The organism is Ascidiimonas meishanensis, from assembly GCF_037782385.1.
Taxonomy (GTDB): Bacteria; Bacteroidota; Bacteroidia; order Flavobacteriales; family Flavobacteriaceae; genus Ascidiimonas; species Ascidiimonas meishanensis.
Genome location: NZ_JBBEXD010000006.1, coordinates 331,708 through 352,997, shown reverse-complemented (window position 1 = coordinate 352,997; position 21,290 = coordinate 331,708). Strand labels below are relative to the sequence as shown.

Below are 21,290 nucleotides of genomic sequence, written 5' to 3'. Positions count from 1 at the left end.
AGCTAATTTTAATACAACTTACTAGGTAATAAACCTCTAAAATTGAAGAGATGCCTATGCCTATTTAGCAACTAGAAATGATTAGATTTTAAAAAATATAAATGTACTAGTGGAACCAATGATGTTTATGAATTCAACCATAATGAACTGGCTATTCTTGATAATTACTTTGTTAATAGCTATACTAAGCATTCTTAAATTTGCCAATTTTTGGTTTCATAGACTCACTTGTAGAAGGGTAGAAAAGTTCTTAAAAAAGGTAGATACTTTAAAATACTCCCATGCAGCTACCAAAAAGATGGACTGCTTACCCCCTATTATTCAAAAATGGATGCACTTTTCAGGAATCTCAGATCATAAAAAAGTCACCTTAGTTTATATAGAAAAATCTGGAAGAATGAAAACCAAACCCAATGCTAAGTGGATATCCTATTCTGCAAAACAGTATTTTAATGTGGTAGACCCTGCTTTTATTTGGATAGCCGATATAAAATTGACGCCTGGTATATACCTGAGAGCAAGAGATCAATTAGAGAATGGAAAAGCAGAAATGTCTATCAAGTTATTCTCAATTTTTCCTGTAGTCAATGAAAAAAATAATCCAAAAATCGATTCTGGAGCCATGATACGCTTTCTTGCCGAAACTTGTTGGTTTCCTTCGGCTGCTTTACTTAACTACTTAAGCTGGGAGCATATTTCGGAAACTTCTGCAAAAGCAACGCTTACTTATAATAGTAAGTATGTTTCAGCTATTTTTAGTTTTCACGAAAATGGAGCACTAAAATCAATTGAAACCATGCGTTACTTTGATGGAGCTAAAAATGCTGTTGAACAACCTTGGTTAGTAACTATTATGGATCATAAGGAGTTTCAGGGAATTACCATTCCGTCTAAATCACGTGTTACTTGGAAATTACAAGAGGAAGATTTTAACTGGCTGGAGGTTGAAATCAAAAAGGCATCTTACAACTGATGGAAAATTTAGTTTCAATACATTCAAATCAAATAATTATTTGGCTGCTTTCCGATCTGGGATGAGCAGTATCATAAATTGATACATATATTTGGTAAAAGGAAGGAATAAAAGCAAGCTAAGAATACTGAAAAGGATGTGTCCGTTAGCAATTTGCCTTTGCAGGGTTGTATCTCCTGAGACAAAAACAACTAGTTTTTCAAAATAATTAAATAAGAACAAGCCAATTACAATTGGTACTAAATTAAAAATCAGGTGAAAAATACCGGCACGTAAGGCATCTCGGGTTCCCCCTATTACGGCAAGAAGTGTATCTGAACATGTACCGAGTTCCGCACCCAGCATAGCTGCTAATGCTCCGGTTATATTTATTAAGTCTTGTTTGGCAAGTGTAATCAACATCGCCACTGTAGCGCTAGAAGATTGAATAATCAGAGTCACTAACCCACCTATCGCAGCTCCCTTTACAGGAGTTTCCAAATGTGACATCCATTCCTTAAAAAATTCGCTTTTCCCCAAGGGCAATACAGATAACTCCATTAGATACAACCCAAAGAAGAGTAATCCGAAATACAAGGTAATACGACCTATCTTTTTAACTGTCGTAGCACTCATAAACATCCATAAAATAAAACCAATAATCATTATGATTACAGAATATTTACTCACATTAAAAGCTATCAATTGACTTGAAATAGTGGTGCCGACATTTGCTCCCATAATTACTCCAATAGCATTTTTAAAGTTTATGGTACGCGCATTGATAAGAATAATTACAATAATGATGACAGCTGAAGAGGAATCTAATAAAATAGTTATTAAAGTACCTATGACAATGCTTTTAAAAATGGTGTTTGTAGTGCGTTCCAGTAATGCTTTTGCCTTACCCGATAGAAAAAACTTCAATGTATCTGAAAGTTGTCTGATAGCATATAAAAACAACACCAAACCTCCAAAAATCAACGGTAATATAGCTATTAAATCATCTTTTGACATCTTGTTTAAATTCTTAGAAGTTTCAATGAAACCCTACCTTTCCCCTAAGAGATGGAAGTTCCCATTTGATCATTTCTCTTAAAAATGTATCTACTGTTTCAATTACAAGTTTCTCATTTATTTGAGACGGAGGATGAATACCTAATTCTATATTCTCATTTTCCACAGGAGAATTATCCGGAACAGGAAATAAGATTATCGTATAGATATCCCCGCTGTAGGATTGAGAAAACAAGAGCGTTCCTCCTTGAATGAACTGGTAAGACGGAATCTGATTTGTTTTTTCTATGAGTCCCGGAGGAAAAGAGTCAAAAGTGATATTAACGGCCTCATTGCTATGAATCCAACTAAGTTCCTGTACCCTCCATCCTATTGGGTATGCATCTGCTATAGCATGTAAAGTTTTTAATATAAGTTTACGTATCTCATTTTTCCAAAGTATTTTTTTTTCCACTACCGTTTGAATAGATCTTTTGTAATCTTCTACTCTATCTTCAAGATGCGTAATTTTCATAAGATAAATTTTTAAAGTTTTATGCGCTGTTCTTCTTAATATGTAGGCTTAATCACATTTATGACAAGTTAAGTGAGCATCATAATCAGAGGACTCTTTTTGTTGATACACTTTATATTCTATCTGCTTTCAATTGTTATCTATTGATTCTTTAAAGAATCTTTTGCTTGCCTTTGTTCTTTTTTTGCTTGTTTTCTAAAATAACGCCTAAACAAAAAATTATGTTTAAGAGCTTCCATATTTTCATTAAATCGGTAGGTTCCTTCTTCCAGATTTCGCATGGTTTTATCAAGGTTGTTTACCATTATAGTATCTGTGGCAAGAAAATTCAATGTGCCGTTACCTTCCTTTATGGTAGTCATTAAATCTTTTATATCTTCTGCAATAGTTTCTACCGCAATTCCCGTTTTTTCAAGACGGGTTATGGTACTTCTTATGCTATTACCCGAAATGGTATCGTTTAAAAGTACGCCAACACTACTATTCTCAAAGTTAAGTGCTTCCACGCGCTTATTGAGACGAGTAAGGGTTCCATTTATTATAGCGCTTGTGTTTTTTAAGTTAACAATAGTCTGTTCCAAATTGGAAGCCATAATGGTATCATTTAAAAGTCTGCCAAAAGTGCCTTTCCCATTCGTGAGTGATTGTGTCACCTTTAATAACTCCGCCGTGAGGAGTGCTGCATTTTCATTGGTGGTGTTGAGGGTACTCAACATATCTTTTGCTTCAATACGACTGTATGATTTAATTTCATCTCCCTCTACCACAGAAATATCTGAGTCTTTGCCAGGAATAATATTAATGATCATATTCCCAACCAATCCATCAGATCCAATGCTGGCAATCGCATCTTTCTTTATATGTCGTTGCATTTTTTGTTCAATAGCCATTTTAACCACAATGGTGGTGTCATTTTCCATTTCTATACTTTTGATGGTTCCAACATTGATACCCGCATAGCGCACATTGTTGCCAAGTTGTAAACCATTGACGTTACTGAATACAGAAACGATATTAAAATTTTTACTAAAAAGGTTTTGATTATTACCAATAAGGTATGTGGCTATTATTAATAAGACAGTTCCTATTAAAACAAAAAAACCTAGTTTAATATTTTGAAAAGTAGTTTTAGCCATTGTTCATTATTTAAAAAATGCTTTTATCTTTTCATCTTTAGACTTTAGAAGTTCTTCATAAGTTCCCTCGGCGTAATTAATCCCATCTACCAATAGAATCATACGGTCTGAAATAACCCGGGCGCAGTCTACATCATGCGTGATAATTAAAGATGATGTATTATATTTTTTCTGGATTCGGAGCATTAACTGAATAATTTCTTTGGAAGTAATAGGATCCAATCCGCTGGTAGGTTCATCATACAAAATAATTTTAGGAAACATAATTAAGGTTCTGGCAAGAGCCACCCTTCTTTTCATACCTCCAGAAAGTTCTGCCGGCATTAGGTCTATTGCCTCGGCTAATCCTACATTTTCTAAAGCTTCCAAAACCATCGCATTTGAATCTAAATCTTTCTTAAACCTTTTGGTATGACGTCTCAATGGGAACTCAAGGTTTTCCCGAACAGTCATAGAATCATAAAGTGCACTTCCTTGAAATAGAAAACCAATCTCTGATCTTAACTCGTCCAAACTTTTACGATCTAGTTTACTGATGTCTTTTCCCATCACATTAATGCTTCCGCTATCGGGTATTATTAGCCCTATCAGACATTTAATCATTACCGATTTTCCAGAGCCTGATTTTCCCATAATCACCAAATTCTCGCCTTGATACAACTTCATATTAAAACCATTCAATACGTGGTTGTTACCAAAACTTTTTCGGAGATCATGAATTTCCATAACTATCTTTCTTTCATTGGTAGTGTCTGCTAACGGATTTGTATGTGGAGAAATCTTCATAATTCATAAAAAATATCTGAAATAAATACGGCTATAAAATCCAAAATAAAAATCAGCATAGAAGCGGTAACTACAGCTGTATTTGCAGCTATACCTACGCCCACTGTGCCTTTTTCGCAATAGTATCCTTTAAAACAGCCTACTAATCCAATTGCGAAGCCAAAAAAGAAGGACTTTATAGTAGCAGGAACTAAATCACCATATTCTAAAGAATTGAATACCTGATTAAAATATAAAGTAAATGAAACATCTCCTTTAAAATGTTCTACTAAATAAGATCCATACAATGCTAATAAATCGCCAAAAATAACTAAAAGAGGCACCATTAAAGTGGTAGCTGCAATACGGGTGATCACTAAGTACTTAAATGGGTTGGTTCCAGAAACTTCCATGGCATCAATTTGCTCTGTTACCCGCATTGAACCCAACTCGGCACCTATTCCAGAAGCTACCCTTCCGGCACAAATTAAAGCAATCACAACAGGCCCTACTTCCCTAACAATAGAGATGCCTACCATAGAAGGCATCCATGATACCGCACCAAATTCTAATAAGGTTGGACGCGTTTGCAATGTGAGTACAAGACCTATAATAAAACCCGTAATTCCAACTAGTGTCATAGAACGATTGCCTATTTGGTAACATTGGTGCAATAGTTCTTTGAGCTCATAGGGAGGTTTCCAGAATTCCTTAAGAAAACGACTGGCAAAAAATGCCAATTCACCAGTTTGGTTTAAAAACTGTTTGGATTTGTTAATTATTTGAAGCGATTGCATCATCAATATCTTGCTTTGAAACTACTCAAATATAGCTTACTACCCGTTGGCTAAAAATGATTTAAGTCATAACATCTCATGACAATTATCATAGGTTTAGGTGCATTATCCTCTTAATTTTAAACCATTCACTCAAATTCAATTTTTATGGAAACAAAAACTATTTACATAGAAGATCTTCATTTTGAACATCAAAACTGGCAAAAAGAATTATTGTTTTGGAAAGATGAACTCAAATCTTTTAATAATCGTTTGGAAGAACTGGTACAACGTTGGACAGACCGCAGGGTATTGGCGGAGTTAGATCAATTTCAAAATCAGTTCTTTATTCATAAAACCGCTATTAACGAATTTATCGAGCAGATTAACACTCATGAATTAGAGATCGCAGCGCGTTTAAAATCTAATAATGAATCGCTCAATGTATCCTTATGCAATATGCACCATGCATTTCGCGAAAAAATGGATATGGAACGGAAGCTATTTCAAAAACTGAAACAAAGGTTCTTTAAATTTCTTGGAAAATATATGTGACCAAAAAAATCCGACAAATGAATCGTTTTGACAATATTAACAACGGACATTACTTAACCGAAGAAAAAGCATTTCTTGAAGGTCCTGGAAACCGATTCAAGGAACTTTGGTTTAGTATGAAGGTGTTTTACAATTTTATTAAAGCATTTAGGAAACTACATTTCATAGGCCCATGTGTAACCGTTTTTGGATCTGCTCGTTTTGATTCCAAAAACTCACATTATCAAAAAGCAGAAGCTGTTGGAAAGAGGTTAGCAGAAATGGGGTTTACGGTAATGACGGGTGGTGGTCCCGGAATTATGGAAGCTGCCAATAAAGGAGCCTATTTAAATGGCGGATACTCTGTGGGGTGTAATATCATTTTACCACAAGAACAAAGCGCTAACCCATTTCTGCATAAATGGATCAACATACCATATTTCTTTGTTAGAAAATTTTTATTGATTAAATATTCTTATGCTTTTATTGTGATGCCAGGAGGTATTGGCACCTTAGATGAATTATTTGAGTCTCTTACGCTTATACAAACCAAAATGATTAATCATTTTCCTGTGGTTCTCTTTGGCAAGGAATATCATAAAGAGCTGCACCATCATATTCAGATAATGGCTAGTAATGAAAGTATTAGCCCAGAAGACATGAAGCTATTGTATATGACGGATTCTGTGGAGGAAATGGAAACGCATTTAAAAAAATATGCTATTGATAAGTTTGGACTTATTAAAAAACCTATCCGCAGCAAATGGTGGTTAGGTGAGTCTGCCGAAATCAAAAAAATAGAATCTCTTATTAAAAATAATGATGCTAATACTTAGAGCAATTTTTACACTATTTCCCTTATTACTATTAGGGCAGCACCCCATTGCTTCATTTAATTGGCACACCACTTCTTTTCAAGATTCTGTAAAGTCAACAAATAATGTTCCCATCACTGCCAAGTGGATTAAAACTCCTCGAACTATTAGAATTGAAGACTATTTTGAATATATGGATTCCTTGGTGGTGAGTAATGATTCTCTCGGAAATGCGGGGCTCAACGAACATATTATTGTGCATCTTAATCCTTGGATAATTGATACGCTATATGCGACGGATTACTATGTGAAAAAAGCCAAAGATTCTTTTGTATACAACCAGAAGAAAATGATTGTTTTTAGATCTGGAGATTCTATTCTAATTCCAGGCATTAAAGAAATTGACAGCCTTCAAAAAAGTTTCGCCAAATTGCATTTGGAAGTAAACATTCCAGAATACAGACTTAGAATTTTTAGAGAAGATTCTTTGCTATTTAATTTTCCGATACGGGTAGGACAAAACAGGAAAAGATATCTAGCAATGAGTAAACGAATGACTAATTTAAGAACCCTTCAGGGAACCGGTAAGATTATAGCACATCATAAAAATCCCGTCTATTATAACCCAGTAAATATGAAGCGATACCATAAAACTAACAGAGATGATGGGAAAACAACACTATTGCCTAGAATACCTTGGTTAGAAACCATCATTGACGGAGTGAGAAATGGACAAATGATACACCCAACCACCAACCCTGAGACGCTTGGCAGCGCCTACTCTAATGGATGTATTGGAACAAAAGAATGTGATGCATGGATTATTTATTATTACGCACCTGTATCTACTCCCATTAATATAAAGTACGAACTTATAGTAAAAGGTATAGATAATAAAAAACTACAGCTAGAAGATATTTATCATTATGAACATTAAAAGTCTTCAAACCTACTTAGTCTATTTCTAAGTTTTTGTAATTCATGCTGATGCCTTTCAATTTTGTTCAACAATTGTTGTATAATTTGAATCCCTTCAGGATTTACGCCTAATTCACGATACATACGCACCATTCGCTCTAGTTGAGATAGCTCTTCATGACTTACGTACTTTTCTTCATGTGCTATTTTAACAGTAATCAGTTCATACTCCAATAAGGTATCAATAAATGATTCTTCCACTTCATGTTTTAGGCAGAACTCCTTTACTTTGATATGATAAGCAAGTTTCATTTAAAATATATTTACAGGTTGGTTTTTCTTAATTCTTCAAATAGTTCTTTTTGTCTGGGACTCACTTTTTCTGGTATCTGTATCAAGTAAGTAACATAGATGTCTCCAAATTGCCCTTCCTTCTTGTATTTTGGAAAACCTTTTCCTTTCAATTTTACTTTTGTATGGTTTTGCGTGAGGGGAGCTACTTTTAATTTTACCTTACCATCCATGGTATTCATCATTACTTCACCCCCTAAAACTGCCGTGGTTAATGGAATTGTAATGGTTTTGTAAAGATTGGATGCTTCCCTTTTAAAATCAGTATTATTTATGATTTTGAATGTTATAAATAAGTCTCCAGAAGGTCCTCCTTCAATACCGGGTCCCCCATGACCTGAAATTTTAATAGTTTGCCCGTTTTCTACACCTGCTGGTATTGTAATCCGTATTTTTTTGTTATTAACAGTTAAGGTTTGCTTATGTGTTTTGTAAATATCGGTAAGGTTTAATTGAAGTTCTGCGGTATAGTCTTGTCCTTTAAAACGTACATTTCTTCCTCTTTTTTGTTGAAATGCGCCACCGCCAAACATAGCTTCAAAAAAATCTGAAAAATCACTTCCAGCGTCACCCCCAGCATAGGTATAATCCGTACGGGTACCTCTGCGTTGTTGTTTTGCCTTTTCAAATTCTTCAGCATGCTGCCAGTCTTTTCCATACTCATCATACTTCTTGCGTTTTTCCGGATCACTTAATACTTCGTTGGCTTCATTGAGCTGTTTGAATTTTTTCTCTGCTTCGGCGTTGTTCGGATTTACATCAGGATGATATTTTCTAGCTAGCTTTCGGTATGCTTTCTTAATTTCAGCTTCCGATGCATTCTTAGAAACTCCCAGTACTTTGTAATAATCAATAAAATTCATAGCGTATTAAATCGTATTTAATAAGAAACTTAATTTAAATGTATCTTCTTCCAAAACCTGTTAAATTGGTATATTGTTTTTTATAGACGCTTTAGAGATAGTTTCTTTTGCTTTATTATAGCCAATGGTAAATATCTCTTCTAAATGATTTGAATTAAAAACACTAAAAGAGCTTAACTCTTTTGGATGGACCATAATCTCACATTCCCTGAATTTATCTGTAGAATTTTTATATACTGATAAATAATAGGCTCTTTCCATAACGCTAAACGAGGTTTTAAAATCAGTAGGTTTCATGTTTTTTATAGGACTCACATCTACTCCATAAATAACCTCACATTTATCCCGCAGTGGTTCTAGTGGAAAATTATCAAGTATTCCGCCATCAGCATACAGTGAGTCTTTAATTTTTACTGGTGTAAAGATTCCAGGGAAAGAAGCAGAAGCCATAAGAGCCGTAATTAAATCACCTTGATGGAATACTTCAGCTGAGCCAGATATTAAATTTGTAGCTGTTACAAACAATTTTTTCTTTAAACTTAAAAAATCATTTGCTGGAAAATAAGAAAGCATAAAATCATGAAAAGATACTGTATCTATAAAACCTGGTTTTTTCCTTGCAAATCTAGACAAGGAAAATAACTTAACATTTCTAAAAAAATCCAGCATTTCATCAGTACGCTTCCCCGCTGCATACAAGGCTCCCACTATTGCACCTGCACTGGTGCCAGAAATAATGTCTATGGATAGACCTGCTTCTTCAAATGCTTTAATCGCACCTATATGTGCTACGCCACGGTGTCCACCACCAGATAAAACCAATCCTTTTGTTTGCCTTTTCATGAGAATTTAGTAATTAATGTATTTAAAATCATTGTTATTCTAATAGTCAATATCTGTACAAGAGCATTATTTTTAAACCGCTTTTCTAAAACGCTATTAAATAAATTTTTTCCTTCCAACGTTCTAATCATACCTACTAGAATTAATTTGGGTATCAATTAAAGATCTTGAATGTGAATACATCTACTACAGGTATCATTAATGCTTTTGTAGTAGTTAATCGCTAAATCAATTACATTAGAAATAGTTTTAGAAACATCTTTTTTGTGATTGTTTACCACCATTATAATCTCTGGCATTTCACCGCCCCCACCTAGTCTTAACATACTTAACCCTGAAAGCATTTCCTCTTTTGTTGTATTTTTAGTAGTTGGTAAAATATTATTTTATTTCACATTTTAATTATAGTTTATATAGTTTACTTTTAAAACAGATCTCTGTTAAATTGGATACTCTTTAAATATTTTAGCAATAGTACGGTTAATGGTTTTTTTAAATTTTTCTGGCGACATTGTGAGTCCTTTAATAATGGAACCCTGCCAGATAATTTGATTTTTTTCAAGGTCAGAAACATAAATAATTAGCGATTGTTCTGCATAATTGTAGGTTTCTATTTTACAACCTGCCCAATAAGAGTATTCATCTTCATCAAAACAGTTGGTAATTGAAACTTCCTCATCTTTTACAGTAAACTTAAAGCCTACTTGTAATTGAGGGGAAGAAGCTTCCAACTCATATCCTCGTTTTCTCATCTCATCTTCTAATGCTGTCTTTATATGCATTCTGGTAGTTGTATTGTCGTATTCCGGATAGTTAGTATCTTTTACCAATAGGTCTTCTGCACAGATTACAAAGGTTTTATAGGCTTGAAAGTTGGTGTTTGGATCTTCTTCTGCAACTACTTTAGAACTTCCGCAAGAAACGTTAGAAATAGTTAGTAAGAAGAGCATAACATATAATATCTTAAATTTATGAATCATGGTGTTTATTTTAGAGGGTTTAGTATTTTTTTGTTTGCAATTGGAAATAATTCATGAGGTGCAGGCTTTCCTTTTTGCCAGTAATCAAAAGCTTGTATGGTAGCCATTGAAATGTTTGTTAAAGCTTCACTCGTAAGAAAAGCGTGATGTGATGTAATTAACACATTAGGCATTGAGATTAGGGTTTGTAAAATCGTATCTTCTAATGGTTTATTTGAATGATCTTGAAAAAAATAGGGTTTTTCAAATTCATATACATCCATCCCGAGTCCTCCTATTTTTTCTGATTTTAAACCCGCTAATATTGCTTTGGAATCTACCACCCCTCCTCTGGCCGTATTAATGATTAATACCCCGGGCTTCATTGCTTGAATCATTTTGGCATTAATCAAATGATGCGTTTTCTTGTTCAATGGTACATGTAACGAAATTACATCTGCTTGTTTACAAAGTTTAGTGAGGTTTTCATAAACTATACCCGTTTCTCTTTTCAAGGTTTCGTTCACTTCTATGTCATATCCTATTAGCTTACATCCCATTCCTTTACAAATACGAGCCATGACACTCCCAATTTTTCCAGTACCTATAATACCAATGGTTTTCCCATTGAGATCGAATCCCGTTAAACCATCTATGCAAAAATTATTTTTTCGAATACGATCATTAGAAATGATTAGTTTTCTATTGATTGCCAATAAAAGCGCCATTGCATGTTCGGCAATTGCATAAGGCGAATATTCAGGAACATTTGCTACGCTTATATTCAGCATTTTAGCAACCTCCAAATCAACACAATCATAGCCAGTGGCTCTTAGTGCTATAGCATTAACACCCATTACACTCAACTTTTTAAGTACACGTGCTGAAGCATCATCTCCCGAAAATATTGAAATGGCATCGCAGCCTTTGGCTAAATTTACACTGACTTCTGAAAGGGCTTGTTTGGTAAATTGAAGTTCGTGTTTACCTTTATTTGCTGCTTCCAAATATGGAATAATAAAATCATATGCACTATAGACCTGTATTTTCATATTCTTAGTTCTTTATAGGAATTATCCTTTCCTTTTCCATGGAATTAATTATACGGCGGGTATAATCTGAAACTGTATTTGAAATATTTTTGGGGTCTACAAGGTCATAACTACCTACCCATATTAATGAGCGCTCATTATCTTTGGTGATATCAAACAAGGCTGTTTCCAGATGATATACCTTATATCTGTCATAATAACCCGGAGTGTAATAGATATTCTGATATTGAAAATAATACCTTCGAAAACGTCTAAAATAAATTCCTGAAGTAGTATAAGGCTGCGTATAATACCGACGATTTTCTATTCCTTTAACAGCTGATACCAAAACTGCATCAAAATCCTGACTTGTAAATTTATCAAGCTGTTTCTGTATGGCTTTTTCAGTTTGTTTTCCCGTACTAAAGTCTGCTGGCAATACATGGTAACTTTCTGCTGCTTTAATACCTCTTACTTGTAATTCACGGCTAAGTTGTTCTTCAAAAAGTTTTCGAGCGATTAGATTATTTGTAACTCCTACTACTAATACCTTTTTAGGTGAATAATTTATATATTCATCATTTAGCCAAGTATTTGTCATTCTCGCAGGTCCACATTGAAAGAATAACAAACCTATTAATAGTATCAATATTTTTTTCATGATTGCATCTTTTAACAATGACCTTAAAGTTACGACCACCAACAAATAATTGAAATGACTAATCTCAGTTATCAAGTAATAAGCAAAGTATCTATTGTATTTATATAAAAAAGCTCCTCTTGACATTTCACGAGGAGCTTTCTTAAAATTTTTCTCTTTATCCATCTATCAACAAAGACTTACTGCTAAAAACATAAAGAAAAGGTATTAAACCTTTATTTTAATTTAAAAGGCGTTTTGTTTTGTCGTTTTTCATTATACCCGAAATCAATATAAATATGTTTTTCTTTAGTGCCTTAAAGTCTTTAAAATAGCTATCTGATTCTTCTACCAACTCTCTATGTGCTGCCTTTACCTCCCTTTCTTCATAAGGCTGATCTTCCTTGTCAAGTAAAATTGATAATTCGTTCATATGTTTCTTTACTTTAGAAATCATACTTTTTACGGTTTTATTACTCTCTACAAGAGTTTTTACTAATGATTTAGCTTCCGGATATTGTTGTTTTGTAGAGAGTTGTAAAAAGTATTCTGCCAATAAATCTTCAAGAAATACTAACTCATCGGCTATAAAATTAAGTTCAGAAAGCCATCTTAAGCCATCACGGTGCATTTCATCTGCACTTCTCCATTCTAAATATTGAAATTTATTATCCTGTATCATGGTTCTTAGATTTTAATAGATAAGCCGTATTACAGCATACTTAATCTGTACGACGGCTTATCTTGTTTTAAGAAATCTTAATAGTCTTAGAAGTATGGATTTTTGCTTCAGGCTTTTTAGACAAAGCTAATTTCAAAATTCCATCTTTATAGGTTGCTTTTACATCTTCTTCCATAATTGTGTCTGGAAGCAATAACGAACGTTGAAATGAGCTATAATTAAACTCTTTACGTGCGTAGTTTTCTGTTTTTTCTTCATCAGTTTCTGTTCTTTCAGCACTGATATTAAGATACCCGTCATCTATAGAAACCTGAAAGTCTTTTTTTTCAAGTCCGGGTGCTGCCAATTCAATTTCAAACGCATCGTCTGTTTCTTTGATGTTCAACGCAGGCTGATTATGAGTAGCTCTGGTCCAGAAATTGTCTTTAAAAAGATCATTTGTATCAAAAAAATGAGAGAGTTCGGTATCAAACCAAGGCATTTTACGATTAAATTTAATTAGTGACATAAGATTATATTTTTTGGTTAAACAATTAATTAATATTTAAACCTAAAATAATGATAAACAACTAATTAAAAAATGATAATAGTCAGGGAAGAGATGTAAATAAAAGGAAGATTCTTTTAATCTATGAAGCCTTTATAGAAAAGTAAAACATATTTAATTAAGATGATTCTTTTATAATACCCATAAAAAAGATTAATTAATAGTTGATTTTATTTACAAATAAATTAACAGATCATAGTTTTTTTATTTTATAGATTTATGAAAACTTAAATTAATTATTATGAAAAAGAATCGTGTTTCAAACCTAAAGCTTACCAAATCTACGGTATCAAAGCTAAATTCAAAATTATTGGCTCCCTCTATGAACGAAAGAATAAAAGGTGGAGGGTGGTCTGATTATCCTTGTATTGATAATTTAGGCGAGCCTTCCTTTCATTGTGGTTCTTTAGGATGCGAAAGCATGGGCTGTATTTCTGAATTCTGGACAGAGAGTAGATGTGATGTACTTCTTCCTTAATTGGAGATTCCTCAATACTAAAAATCAAAACAGCCCTAAAAGCTTTTAACGTTTAGGGCTGTTTTAAAATAAGTGATTTTTTAATTTCAGATCAAATTTTTACTTTTCTTCTATTTGAATATTACAGGATTCAGGATGGCATGAATATTCTGGAAAAGTTTCCATTAGTGCCCTTCCTCCAAGAATTTCAAAAGAATCTTGAATTTTAGCAATTGTCTTTTTCTTGAGTGATAAATTTTTTAAGCTTCGTTTTTTCATGCTATACTGAATTTTAGATTTCTTTAAAAGTAGGAAAAATTAGGCACAAGTAAATCTTTAACCATTATAAGATAATGAAATTATCATCTAGCAGAGGCATCATTTACTTACTATTGTAGATTCAAAAACAGAAATCTAAACAAAGCTGTGTACTACTGATTATTAAGGCCTAAAAATGTTCTGAAAATGGGTGTCCGCATCTTGCGCATTTGGGCCATTTACCTGATACATCTTGAAACGAGACACAACTGCACCCATTTACTTGGCATTTTCCATTTCCATTAATAACCTCCTTAACCTCTTCTTCTTGAATTTGAATGAGCGTTTCCATAAAATTGATTTTAAAAATTAATCTTTAAGAAGTAGTATTTATACTTCTATAATTTTATGTTTGATGGCATATAGTACGAGTCCTATTCTACTTTTAACATCTAATTTGTCAAAAAGGTTTTCTCGATAACCATCAATGGTTTTGGGGGAAAGAAACATTAAGCCTGCAATCTCTTTGTATGTTTTTTCTGTGCAGGCAAGTTTTAAAAATTCAATTTCACGATCACGAAGCTTGATTTGCTCATCTTTCTCTTTACGATCAAGTGTATCTAATAAGGTATTGGTAATACGATCTGAGTAATAAAATCCTTTTTCAATTACATCAGATATTGCTTTTTTAAAGATATCTGGATGAATATCTTTAAGCAGATACCCTTTAGCTCCTAAACGTAACATTTTAATGATGGTCTCTTCACTATCATCCATAGAGAGAGCAATTGTTTTCATTTCTGGATGTGTGTTTTTTATCCATGCCATCGTTTCAAGACCATTCATTACTGGCATATTTATATCTAATAATACCACATCTGGTTTTATTTGAGCTTTTTGCAATGTATTTATGAAATTCTGGCCATTAGTTGCGTGAAAAAGAACTTCATAATTTTTAAATGAAGAAACTAAAGCTTCTAAAGATTGTGCAAATAATAAATGATCGTCTATAATAGCGATAGTATATTTTTTCATGATGTTGTTATTTGCTTAATTGGATATTTCAAAGTTACACAAACTCCTTTGTTTACGTTGGTTTTTAAGTCTAAATTTGCTTTTATTAATTCTGAGCGTTTACGCATATTCATTAAACCGCTGCCTGTCTTTTGAGTATTCGGATCAAAACCTATTCCATTATCACAAGATGAAATATAAAGTTCGGTTGCTGAAAATTTCAATAGGATATTTAGTTCTGTTGCTTTTGAATATTTCACACAATTTGAAAAGCACTCCTGAAAAATCCGGAAGATAATAATTTCATCCTTTTGATCTATTACAATAGGTTCTCCTTCAATGTTATAATTGATTTTAAAAAAATTCATTCGTTTAAAACGATTGATTTCTGCTTCAAATGAATCTACTAAACCTAGATTTGAGATAAAGTCTGTATTCAAAGATCTTGATAATTGCCTCATTTCACTAAGTCCCTTTCCCAAAACCTCAGAAGCTTCATTAAGTCTCTTTGCATGTATTTCGGAGACATCTGCTTGTAGCATATTTAATTGCATTTTGGCAACAGACAAAAGCTGTCCAATATTATCATGCAGTTCCCAGCTTATATTTTTAAAGGTCTGCTCTTGAATCTCATTTTGAGACTTGGCTAGTTCCATTTCAAAGTGACGCCTCTCTTCTGCCTGTTTAATGAGTAATTGTGTTTTTCGCTTCTGAAAAACAGAAAAAATAAGAATTAGGGTAACTACTAGTATGATCAAAACAATTGATACTGCTAATACTAAAAATTGTATTTCTTTTTGCTCCATAATACACCAAAAATAAAACAGCCATGCATAATAAAATTAAGTCCAAAAAGTACCACAGAATAAGGGATACTTTTATTAAAGTTAAGGTATTCTGCAATAAACATAAAGGGCATGAATGGCACATGGAATAATAACAAGCCCAAACTAAACCAGAAAAATACAGATTTACCAAACTGAAGTGTAAATTCGCTGGATAGAATTTCCATAAAGTATAAGATAATAGATACTACTAGAAAAATCATACCTATGGTATATACATAGCTTTGTGTGATTTCGCTGAAATCTTGCAGAAAAAAGGATATTAATACAAAGGCCACATAAAATAAACCTAAGAACCAAAGAAGCAATCTTTTATTTACTTTATTCTTAAGGAGATATCTGTACCAAATAAAGTAAAAAGAAAATTGAATTAATGTGTAACTATTAGCTACGATTTTAGAACTACTAATATCTTCATTAAATACATTGTAATAAAAAAATCTATAAGAAAACTCCGTTATTGCAATAAACCAAATAGAATAAAAAAAATATTTTGCCTTACCTCCAGCATACTTAAAAAAGAATATCGTATTTATAATCGCTGAAGCTAAGGCAATATATTTAATATAATTGGTTAATTCTTGCATTTAAAGTCTCAATCCTTGAACTAATTATTTGGAAAACTAGTACTTGGTGGGTTCCCATTACCTCCGTATTCCAGTGAGCCTATGGTAGTAATGTCAGATCCACCATCATACATAGTGGTTGTCATAAAGGCGCCTTCCTGAGTAGCAGAGCGACCTGTTGGTGTAATAAAAACGGTTAAAAAATTTCTCTTTTCGTCATAATCAGCATCATCCGGAAAAAGCCCCATATAAATCCGGAAGCCATCTAAATCTATTTTCTGTTTTGCCGCCTCTCTTTTTGCATATTCAATATAACTTTCCAATTCTTCTAAAGTGTAATAACTGGAAGCTGATAATTCAAAAGACGGATGCGTCTCATTACTGAAAATTGCTTTTAAGGCTTCGCTCTGAATATTTCTTTGCCCATTTTGTGCAACACTTGAAAGTTTTTGTTCTTTTTTTGCTATCTGGGCATACTTCTGAACTGTTTGTTCTAAAGATTGCAATTTTTGAATTCTTTTAATAAAGCCTTCACTTAAACCTTTAGCAACATCTTCTTTGATAAGTTTCTTTTCAACAGATGCTGGTAATTCCGGATATTTTTCACAGGAACGTTCTTCCATTTGACAAGAAGAAAAACAAAATACTACCGATAGGCATACTACTAAGTATGCGCTTTTAACTAATTTTTTTTTCATTTTTTGGAGGTGTTTAATTGGTTACAAGATAGATAAAAAATGTTCTATTGAATAAGCGCAGAATTTCAAAATTATATTATAAAACCTTTAAATTACTGATTTACATCATTTTAAATAATTAAAAAGCCTTAAAAAAAGGGGAAATTCCCCCACTTACTTACAACTTTATGAAGGTTCTGTAAGGTGAAATGCAACAGCAACTATCAATAGTTTTTTTAAAATTTGATCTTTACTTTATTAGAAACAGGAAAAATCCCCTTTTTCAAAATTAGAATGATACTTACCTTTATATATCTGTAAAGCTTAGTGAATCTTATATACACCTTGGAATATTCTACTAAAAAAGAGATCAACGAATTGTTAGAGAAGGCCTATTCATTACAATTGATTAATTGGAATGATGGTATGATCTATAGCGATTTCATTAAAGCCTTATGGCGAACTTTTCTGAAGCATGATGCATTTTGCGAAAAAGCAAACCGAATTCAAAATACTTTAGGAGAATCCAATTCATTAGAGTTACTTTCTTCAGAAATTGATCTTTATAGAAAGTAATTACAACACAAAACGTAACTTTTCATTGCGCTTTTTCTGGGCAAGTACAGAGATGGAATGTTCTGTAAGCTGTAATATCCGGAGATAGCCTCCAGTAGTTTGTCCATTTCTCATTAAAATAATCAATTTACCTTTTGGAGTTAACTGCACCGTTCCCGGAATCACCGCAGAAGTAATCATGGAGTGCTGATGTGCTTCAATCTCTTCATTTAATTGATATCCCATTCTATTATTTTCTTTAGAAACTGAAAATTCCGTTTGCAAGATTTGATCTAGTTGGTCTTTTGAAAGCATCTCAAAATCCGGACCTTTAAGTAACTGTAATGTATCTGTATTAAAATAAGTAGGATCAAAATTAATATCTGGTTGCACAATACCTTTCGTAAATTCATCAATAGGCAAAGTATCGTTTTGCTTTAAACTCTCGGAAACTGTCACATTTTTCATAAAGGAGCGACTTTCCATCACTATAGCTGTCTTAAATCCTCCAGCTACACTAAGATACGTTCTAAACCCTTTTTCAAGTTTTCCAAATGAAAGAACATCTCCTTCTTGAATTCTTAAAACCTCGTTGTTAGAAACGGCAACATCATTAATTTTTGGAGACATTTCTGCACCTGTAATTGCAATAACGGAGGCAGTCTCAAAAAGCAAGGAAGGACCCGTCATTGTAATTTCCAGACTGGCTGCATTTTTTAAATTGTTTAATAATCTGTTTCCATAATTATAAGCAATCATATCCATTGCTCCAGAAACGGGTACTCCATAATTTCTATATCCAAATCTTCCTGAATCCTGTACGGAGGTAAAAAAACCTGATTTCAATACTTTAATCATTTAATTCTTTATTTTCAGGCTTGTAAATACCAGTTTGAACTTTGATTTTAAGGAATTCATATTCTTGTTCTGAAATGGAATAAAATTGAATACGGTCTCCAACTGTAACAAAACAAGGAGGGTTATGTGATGAATTAAATAGCTGTACGGGGCAATTTCCTATAAGATTCCAACCTCCTGGAGATTCCTGAGGATAAATACCCGTCTGACTGCCCCCTATGCCAACAGAACCTGAAGGAACCGAAGTACGCGGACTACTTCTCCGTTTTAGATGTAATCTATCTGCTAATCCGCCCAAATACATAAATCCTGGCAAAAAACCCATACAATAAACTGTATAAACAGACCCCGTATGAAGATTAATAAGTTCTTCTTTGCTCAATCCTTTTTCTTCACATACATAGTTTAAATCTGAAGCAAATCTATCTTCATAACACACAGGAAGTTTCCACAAAGTTCTTTTGAGTTCTATCTTATCATCAATTTTAATATCCAAATTTTCTATAAGATGGATCATCTCGGATGCATTCAGTTGTTTTTCAATATCAATAATTGCTAGAGAGGTATAAGAAGGTACATATTCAAACTTTTTAGTACTTAATATGTTCTTTAAAAGCTTTTGATAGGAAAGAATATGAGTTAAAATCTCTTCTTTAATTAGGGATGGCCATTCAATTAAGATAGCGTGTTCACCAAATTCCTTATAAGTTAACGGATATTTCATTTTTTTATAGTCCACCCATAATCAGGCAATTTTTGTTTTACGAATTTAAGTATTTTTAAGGCATCTGCAGTGTCACCATGAATACAAAAGGTAGCTGCCTTCATAGGAATGCTTTTTTTTGTTACCGTAAGCACTGTTCCTTTCTCCAGCATTTGCAGCAAATGCTTTAATACGCTTTCAGGATTAGTTATTACAGCATTGGCTTCTTTTCTAGAAACCATGCTCAAGTTATTGTTATAATTTCTATCGGCAAAAGCTTCAAACATAACACGCGTTCCAAAAGAAAGAGCTACCTCCGCCAGTGCTGAATTAAAGGGAGCAAGCAAAACAGCATCTGGAAACACCTGAATACAAGCTTTGGAAATTACTTTTGCTATTTTTTTACTTTTCAACGCCTCATTGTAAAGAGCTCCATGTGGTTTTATATGGGTTACTGGTAAACCTACATTTTTTGCACATTTTTTAAAAAGCTTTAGTTGCGCAATTAGAGAGATCTTAAGCGCCCTATTGCCAAGTACTAAGACTTCTCTTCCAAAATTTTCTTTATCTGGATATGAAGGATGTGCTCCAATGCTAACATCATAAATTTTTGCGAGCCTCATCACTTCCAAAATGGAGTTTTCATCACCCGCATGACCTCCACAGGCAATATTACACCTTGTTATTAGCGGGAGTATTTTGGCTTCATTACCTACTCCTTCGCCTACATCACAATTTATGTCTACTGGTTTCAGATTCATGAAAAAATAGTTATACCCATCACTTTAAGGATTCCCTTAATTCCTAAAACAAGTGTTACAACCACAATAAGAATTGCAATTAAATTATTCCAGAAGGTGTTTTTGTAAGCTCCTAACACACCAGGACGATTTACTACCCATACTAAAAAGATAGCAATCACTGGTAATAAAAGTCCGTTTGCAATCTGCGCAACTCGTATCATTTGAATTGGCGTAATTTTAAAAGACATAAATAAAAGACCTAATACAAGAATAAGTACCCATACCCATCTAAATCTATAATCCTTTAATCCTGCATTCCAACCAAAAATACTATTTACCACATAAGCCGCTGCTAAAGGTGCTGTAACGGCAGAGGTGATGCCTGCTGCGAATAAACCAATTCCTAAAAAGTATCTGGAAGCCTGCCCATACAGAGGTTCTAATCCCAAAGCAAGATCCATGGCATTCTTTACTTTATCAATTTGCAATCCAGAGGCTGCAACCATAATAGAGATAGAAACCAAACCTCCCAAAAAAACTGATATATAGGTGTCTTTTTTAACGGCGTCAAGGTCTTTAAAAGAAGACCACTTTTCTTTTACCAGAGATGCATGAAGAAACAAATTGTATGGAACAATAGTGGTACCTACAAGACCTATAACAGTAAGCAAACTTTTATCTGGTAGTGCCGGAACAAAAATTCCTTTTAAAACCTTGACTATACTAGGACCTGTAAGTATTGCTGTGACCACAAAAGATAAACTCATTAGAATTACAAGACCTACCAAACTTCTTTCAAGTGTTTTATAATTACCCGTAAAAAGAAGCAAAAATGCGATCCCTGCAATCAAAAAAGATGCATAGTTGCTTATCTCTGTTCCAAAAACTGCTTCAACTCCTAAAACTGCACCACTAATGTTACCTGCTTCATAGGCTGCATTTCCCAAAACAATAGCAATAATTATTAATCCCAATAAAATGCTTCTAACTCTGGAATTCGTTAGTTGCTCTTTGATAATTTCGGCAAGTCCTTTTTGAGTAACCACACCTAATCTCGCCGCCATTTCCTGTAAGACGGCTGTTGCAAGCACAGAAAGTAGCATCGCCCATAATAAGGAAGTTCCAAACTGAACCCCAGCTACGGTACAAATAGTAACCGTGCCAGGACCAATAAAAGCTGCTGCAACTAATGCTCCTGGGCCGGTATTTTTTAAAATACGAATCAATTTTCAATCATATTTTCTATCTCAGAAATTCCCAAAAGAGATGAA

At 33.4% G+C, this 21,290-nt stretch carries 30 protein-coding genes; 6 read left to right on the top strand and 24 right to left on the bottom strand.

Features of this window, described 5'->3' with window-relative positions:
• Positions 1 to 127 precede the first annotated feature (127 nt).
• Positions 128 to 973, top strand: coding sequence for a DUF6920 family protein (locus WBG07_RS13530; RefSeq protein WP_340202046.1), 846 nt, complete (start codon positions 128 to 130; stop codon positions 971 to 973).
• Between the two features lie 36 nt (positions 974 to 1,009).
• Here the strand turns inward: WBG07_RS13530 and WBG07_RS13525 are convergent, their stop codons facing one another.
• The 5 genes from WBG07_RS13525 to WBG07_RS13505 form a co-directional block, all read right to left on the bottom strand.
• Positions 1,010 to 1,969, bottom strand: a complete 960-nt coding sequence (locus tag WBG07_RS13525) for a Na/Pi cotransporter family protein (RefSeq protein WP_340202045.1) — start codon at positions 1,967 to 1,969, stop codon at positions 1,010 to 1,012.
• 22 nt (positions 1,970 to 1,991) lie between these two features.
• Complete coding sequence (locus tag WBG07_RS13520; protein ID WP_340202044.1) at positions 1,992 to 2,483, bottom strand: hypothetical protein; 492 nt, start codon at positions 2,481 to 2,483, stop codon at positions 1,992 to 1,994.
• Positions 2,484 to 2,623: 140 nt separating this feature from the next.
• Positions 2,624 to 3,619, bottom strand: coding sequence for an MlaD family protein (locus WBG07_RS13515; RefSeq protein ID WP_340202042.1), 996 nt, complete (start codon positions 3,617 to 3,619; stop codon positions 2,624 to 2,626).
• Positions 3,620 to 3,625: 6 nt separating this feature from the next.
• Positions 3,626 to 4,405 carry an ABC transporter ATP-binding protein gene (locus WBG07_RS13510; protein WP_340202040.1) on the bottom strand — a complete coding sequence of 260 codons (780 nt, stop codon included), beginning with the start codon at positions 4,403 to 4,405 and terminating at the stop codon, positions 3,626 to 3,628.
• Positions 4,402 to 5,184: an MlaE family ABC transporter permease gene (locus WBG07_RS13505; protein WP_340202039.1), complete on the bottom strand. Its 783-nt coding sequence runs from the start codon at positions 5,182 to 5,184 to the stop codon at positions 4,402 to 4,404. The genes WBG07_RS13510 and WBG07_RS13505 overlap by 4 nt, the downstream gene beginning before the upstream one ends.
• A gap of 144 nt (positions 5,185 to 5,328) precedes the next feature.
• Here WBG07_RS13505 and WBG07_RS13500 point away from each other — a divergent pair, with 144 nt between their 5' ends.
• Genes WBG07_RS13500 through WBG07_RS13490 form a run of 3 tightly spaced genes read left to right on the top strand, consistent with a single transcriptional unit; the run spans position 5,329 to position 7,446 of the window.
• Complete coding sequence (locus WBG07_RS13500; RefSeq protein ID WP_340202038.1) at positions 5,329 to 5,715, top strand: hypothetical protein; 387 nt, start codon at positions 5,329 to 5,331, stop codon at positions 5,713 to 5,715.
• A gap of 17 nt (positions 5,716 to 5,732) precedes the next feature.
• Positions 5,733 to 6,530, top strand: coding sequence for an LOG family protein (locus tag WBG07_RS13495; protein WP_340202037.1), 798 nt, complete (start codon positions 5,733 to 5,735; stop codon positions 6,528 to 6,530).
• Complete coding sequence (locus WBG07_RS13490; RefSeq protein WP_340202036.1) at positions 6,514 to 7,446, top strand: L,D-transpeptidase; 933 nt, start codon at positions 6,514 to 6,516, stop codon at positions 7,444 to 7,446. Before WBG07_RS13495 ends, WBG07_RS13490 begins: the two co-directional genes overlap by 17 nt.
• Here the strand turns inward: WBG07_RS13490 and WBG07_RS13485 are convergent.
• The 9 genes from WBG07_RS13485 to WBG07_RS13445 all read right to left on the bottom strand — a co-directional run bounded on the left by WBG07_RS13485 (position 7,443) and on the right by WBG07_RS13445 (position 13,304).
• Positions 7,443 to 7,739 carry a chaperone modulator CbpM gene (locus WBG07_RS13485; RefSeq protein WP_340202035.1) on the bottom strand — a complete coding sequence of 99 codons (297 nt, stop codon included), beginning with the start codon at positions 7,737 to 7,739 and terminating at the stop codon, positions 7,443 to 7,445. The genes WBG07_RS13490 and WBG07_RS13485 overlap by 4 nt on opposite strands.
• 11 nt (positions 7,740 to 7,750) lie before the next feature.
• On the bottom strand, positions 7,751 to 8,641 hold the full coding sequence (locus WBG07_RS13480) for a DnaJ C-terminal domain-containing protein (RefSeq protein ID WP_340202034.1): 891 nt from the start codon (positions 8,639 to 8,641) through the stop codon (positions 7,751 to 7,753).
• Between the two features lie 60 nt (positions 8,642 to 8,701).
• On the bottom strand, positions 8,702 to 9,484 hold the full coding sequence (locus WBG07_RS13475; RefSeq protein WP_340202032.1) for a patatin-like phospholipase family protein: 783 nt from the start codon (positions 9,482 to 9,484) through the stop codon (positions 8,702 to 8,704).
• Positions 9,485 to 9,642: 158 nt separating this feature from the next.
• A complete protein-coding gene (locus WBG07_RS13470) occupies positions 9,643 to 9,828 on the bottom strand; it encodes a hypothetical protein (protein WP_340202031.1) in 186 nt (61 codons plus the stop codon).
• 96 nt (positions 9,829 to 9,924) lie between these two features.
• Complete coding sequence (locus WBG07_RS13465) at positions 9,925 to 10,464, bottom strand: DUF4136 domain-containing protein (protein ID WP_340202030.1); 540 nt, start codon at positions 10,462 to 10,464, stop codon at positions 9,925 to 9,927.
• Between the two features lie 5 nt (positions 10,465 to 10,469).
• Positions 10,470 to 11,495 carry a 2-hydroxyacid dehydrogenase gene (locus WBG07_RS13460; protein WP_340202029.1) on the bottom strand — a complete coding sequence of 342 codons (1,026 nt, stop codon included), beginning with the start codon at positions 11,493 to 11,495 and terminating at the stop codon, positions 10,470 to 10,472.
• Between the two features lie 4 nt (positions 11,496 to 11,499).
• Positions 11,500 to 12,135, bottom strand: a complete 636-nt coding sequence (locus WBG07_RS13455) for a hypothetical protein (RefSeq protein WP_340202028.1) — start codon at positions 12,133 to 12,135, stop codon at positions 11,500 to 11,502.
• Between the two features lie 220 nt (positions 12,136 to 12,355).
• A complete protein-coding gene (locus WBG07_RS13450) occupies positions 12,356 to 12,796 on the bottom strand; it encodes a hypothetical protein (protein ID WP_340202027.1) in 441 nt (146 codons plus the stop codon).
• Between the two features lie 67 nt (positions 12,797 to 12,863).
• On the bottom strand, positions 12,864 to 13,304 hold the full coding sequence (locus WBG07_RS13445; protein WP_340202026.1) for an Hsp20/alpha crystallin family protein: 441 nt from the start codon (positions 13,302 to 13,304) through the stop codon (positions 12,864 to 12,866).
• Between the two features lie 280 nt (positions 13,305 to 13,584).
• Between WBG07_RS13445 and WBG07_RS13440 the strand changes: the two genes are divergently transcribed.
• Entirely contained in the window at positions 13,585 to 13,821 is a 237-nt protein-coding gene (locus WBG07_RS13440) for a hypothetical protein (RefSeq protein ID WP_340202025.1), read from the top strand.
• A gap of 99 nt (positions 13,822 to 13,920) precedes the next feature.
• Here WBG07_RS13440 and WBG07_RS13435 read toward each other — a convergent pair whose 3' ends face one another.
• The 6 genes from WBG07_RS13435 to WBG07_RS13410 all read right to left on the bottom strand — a co-directional run bounded on the left by WBG07_RS13435 (position 13,921) and on the right by WBG07_RS13410 (position 17,181).
• Complete coding sequence (locus WBG07_RS13435) at positions 13,921 to 14,079, bottom strand: hypothetical protein (RefSeq protein ID WP_340202024.1); 159 nt, start codon at positions 14,077 to 14,079, stop codon at positions 13,921 to 13,923.
• 169 nt (positions 14,080 to 14,248) lie between these two features.
• The gene (locus WBG07_RS13430; protein ID WP_340202023.1) at positions 14,249 to 14,410 is read right to left on the bottom strand and encodes a hypothetical protein; all 162 of its coding nucleotides are present in this window, start codon (positions 14,408 to 14,410) and stop codon (positions 14,249 to 14,251) included.
• A 38-nt stretch (positions 14,411 to 14,448) separates the two neighbouring features.
• Entirely contained in the window at positions 14,449 to 15,093 is a 645-nt protein-coding gene (locus WBG07_RS13425; RefSeq protein WP_340202022.1) for a response regulator, read from the bottom strand.
• Complete coding sequence (locus tag WBG07_RS13420) at positions 15,090 to 15,878, bottom strand: sensor histidine kinase (protein ID WP_340202021.1); 789 nt, start codon at positions 15,876 to 15,878, stop codon at positions 15,090 to 15,092. Before WBG07_RS13420 ends, WBG07_RS13425 begins: the two co-directional genes overlap by 4 nt.
• Positions 15,851 to 16,504, bottom strand: a complete 654-nt coding sequence (locus WBG07_RS13415) for a hypothetical protein (protein WP_340202020.1) — start codon at positions 16,502 to 16,504, stop codon at positions 15,851 to 15,853. Before WBG07_RS13415 ends, WBG07_RS13420 begins: the two co-directional genes overlap by 28 nt.
• Positions 16,505 to 16,524: 20 nt before the next feature.
• A complete protein-coding gene (locus WBG07_RS13410; RefSeq protein ID WP_340202019.1) occupies positions 16,525 to 17,181 on the bottom strand; it encodes a hypothetical protein in 657 nt (218 codons plus the stop codon).
• A gap of 306 nt (positions 17,182 to 17,487) precedes the next feature.
• Here WBG07_RS13410 and WBG07_RS13405 point away from each other — a divergent pair, with 306 nt between their 5' ends.
• Positions 17,488 to 17,736 (top strand): hypothetical protein, encoded by a 249-nt coding sequence (locus WBG07_RS13405; RefSeq protein WP_340202018.1) that lies wholly within the window; start codon positions 17,488 to 17,490, stop codon positions 17,734 to 17,736.
• On the opposite strand, the gene WBG07_RS13400 is transcribed toward WBG07_RS13405, so the two are convergent.
• The 4 genes from WBG07_RS13400 to WBG07_RS13385 are packed head-to-tail and all read right to left on the bottom strand — an operon-like array spanning position 17,737 to position 21,236.
• Positions 17,737 to 18,573: a 5-oxoprolinase subunit C family protein gene (locus WBG07_RS13400; protein WP_340202017.1), complete on the bottom strand. Its 837-nt coding sequence runs from the start codon at positions 18,571 to 18,573 to the stop codon at positions 17,737 to 17,739. It abuts the gene before it with no gap.
• The gene (gene pxpB, locus WBG07_RS13395; RefSeq protein WP_340202016.1) at positions 18,566 to 19,297 is read right to left on the bottom strand and encodes a 5-oxoprolinase subunit PxpB; all 732 of its coding nucleotides are present in this window, start codon (positions 19,295 to 19,297) and stop codon (positions 18,566 to 18,568) included. The genes WBG07_RS13400 and pxpB overlap by 8 nt, the downstream gene beginning before the upstream one ends.
• A complete protein-coding gene (gene pxpA, locus WBG07_RS13390; RefSeq protein WP_340202015.1) occupies positions 19,294 to 20,037 on the bottom strand; it encodes a 5-oxoprolinase subunit PxpA in 744 nt (247 codons plus the stop codon). The genes pxpB and pxpA overlap by 4 nt, the downstream gene beginning before the upstream one ends.
• The gene (locus WBG07_RS13385; RefSeq protein WP_340202057.1) at positions 20,034 to 21,236 is read right to left on the bottom strand and encodes an Nramp family divalent metal transporter; all 1,203 of its coding nucleotides are present in this window, start codon (positions 21,234 to 21,236) and stop codon (positions 20,034 to 20,036) included. The genes pxpA and WBG07_RS13385 overlap by 4 nt, the downstream gene beginning before the upstream one ends.
• Positions 21,237 to 21,290 lie beyond the last annotated feature (54 nt).

Excerpts from the sequence above, each read along its gene's own strand:
- WBG07_RS13400 (WP_340202017.1), bottom strand. The coding sequence starts at position 18,573 with ATGATTAAAGTATTGAAATCAGGTTTTTTTACCTCCGTACAGGATTCA.
- WBG07_RS13510 (WP_340202040.1), bottom strand. The coding sequence starts at position 4,405 with ATGAAGATTTCTCCACATACAAATCCGTTAGCAGACACTACCAATGAA.
- WBG07_RS13435 (WP_340202024.1), bottom strand. The coding sequence starts at position 14,079 with ATGAAAAAACGAAGCTTAAAAAATTTATCACTCAAGAAAAAGACAATT.
- WBG07_RS13445 (WP_340202026.1), bottom strand. The coding sequence starts at position 13,304 with ATGTCACTAATTAAATTTAATCGTAAAATGCCTTGGTTTGATACCGAA.
- WBG07_RS13525 (WP_340202045.1), bottom strand. The coding sequence starts at position 1,969 with ATGTCAAAAGATGATTTAATAGCTATATTACCGTTGATTTTTGGAGGT.
- WBG07_RS13530 (WP_340202046.1), top strand. The coding sequence starts at position 128 with ATGAATTCAACCATAATGAACTGGCTATTCTTGATAATTACTTTGTTA.
- WBG07_RS13455 (WP_340202028.1), bottom strand. The coding sequence starts at position 12,135 with ATGAAAAAAATATTGATACTATTAATAGGTTTGTTATTCTTTCAATGT.
- pxpA (WP_340202015.1), bottom strand. The coding sequence starts at position 20,037 with ATGAATCTGAAACCAGTAGACATAAATTGTGATGTAGGCGAAGGAGTA.
- WBG07_RS13520 (WP_340202044.1), bottom strand. The coding sequence starts at position 2,483 with ATGAAAATTACGCATCTTGAAGATAGAGTAGAAGATTACAAAAGATCT.
- WBG07_RS13505 (WP_340202039.1), bottom strand. The coding sequence starts at position 5,184 with ATGATGCAATCGCTTCAAATAATTAACAAATCCAAACAGTTTTTAAAC.
- WBG07_RS13450 (WP_340202027.1), bottom strand. The coding sequence starts at position 12,796 with ATGATACAGGATAATAAATTTCAATATTTAGAATGGAGAAGTGCAGAT.
- WBG07_RS13410 (WP_340202019.1), bottom strand. The coding sequence starts at position 17,181 with ATGAAAAAAAAATTAGTTAAAAGCGCATACTTAGTAGTATGCCTATCG.
- WBG07_RS13460 (WP_340202029.1), bottom strand. The coding sequence starts at position 11,495 with ATGAAAATACAGGTCTATAGTGCATATGATTTTATTATTCCATATTTG.
- WBG07_RS13495 (WP_340202037.1), top strand. The coding sequence starts at position 5,733 with ATGAATCGTTTTGACAATATTAACAACGGACATTACTTAACCGAAGAA.
- WBG07_RS13425 (WP_340202022.1), bottom strand. The coding sequence starts at position 15,093 with ATGAAAAAATATACTATCGCTATTATAGACGATCATTTATTATTTGCA.
- WBG07_RS13515 (WP_340202042.1), bottom strand. The coding sequence starts at position 3,619 with ATGGCTAAAACTACTTTTCAAAATATTAAACTAGGTTTTTTTGTTTTA.
- pxpB (WP_340202016.1), bottom strand. The coding sequence starts at position 19,297 with ATGAAATATCCGTTAACTTATAAGGAATTTGGTGAACACGCTATCTTA.
- WBG07_RS13465 (WP_340202030.1), bottom strand. The coding sequence starts at position 10,464 with ATGATTCATAAATTTAAGATATTATATGTTATGCTCTTCTTACTAACT.
- WBG07_RS13480 (WP_340202034.1), bottom strand. The coding sequence starts at position 8,641 with ATGAATTTTATTGATTATTACAAAGTACTGGGAGTTTCTAAGAATGCA.
- WBG07_RS13430 (WP_340202023.1), bottom strand. The coding sequence starts at position 14,410 with ATGGAAACGCTCATTCAAATTCAAGAAGAAGAGGTTAAGGAGGTTATT.
- WBG07_RS13440 (WP_340202025.1), top strand. The coding sequence starts at position 13,585 with ATGAAAAAGAATCGTGTTTCAAACCTAAAGCTTACCAAATCTACGGTA.
- WBG07_RS13420 (WP_340202021.1), bottom strand. The coding sequence starts at position 15,878 with ATGGAGCAAAAAGAAATACAATTTTTAGTATTAGCAGTATCAATTGTT.
- WBG07_RS13470 (WP_340202031.1), bottom strand. The coding sequence starts at position 9,828 with ATGCTTTCAGGGTTAAGTATGTTAAGACTAGGTGGGGGCGGTGAAATG.
- WBG07_RS13485 (WP_340202035.1), bottom strand. The coding sequence starts at position 7,739 with ATGAAACTTGCTTATCATATCAAAGTAAAGGAGTTCTGCCTAAAACAT.
- WBG07_RS13500 (WP_340202038.1), top strand. The coding sequence starts at position 5,329 with ATGGAAACAAAAACTATTTACATAGAAGATCTTCATTTTGAACATCAA.
- WBG07_RS13415 (WP_340202020.1), bottom strand. The coding sequence starts at position 16,504 with ATGCAAGAATTAACCAATTATATTAAATATATTGCCTTAGCTTCAGCG.
- WBG07_RS13490 (WP_340202036.1), top strand. The coding sequence starts at position 6,514 with ATGATGCTAATACTTAGAGCAATTTTTACACTATTTCCCTTATTACTA.
- WBG07_RS13475 (WP_340202032.1), bottom strand. The coding sequence starts at position 9,484 with ATGAAAAGGCAAACAAAAGGATTGGTTTTATCTGGTGGTGGACACCGT.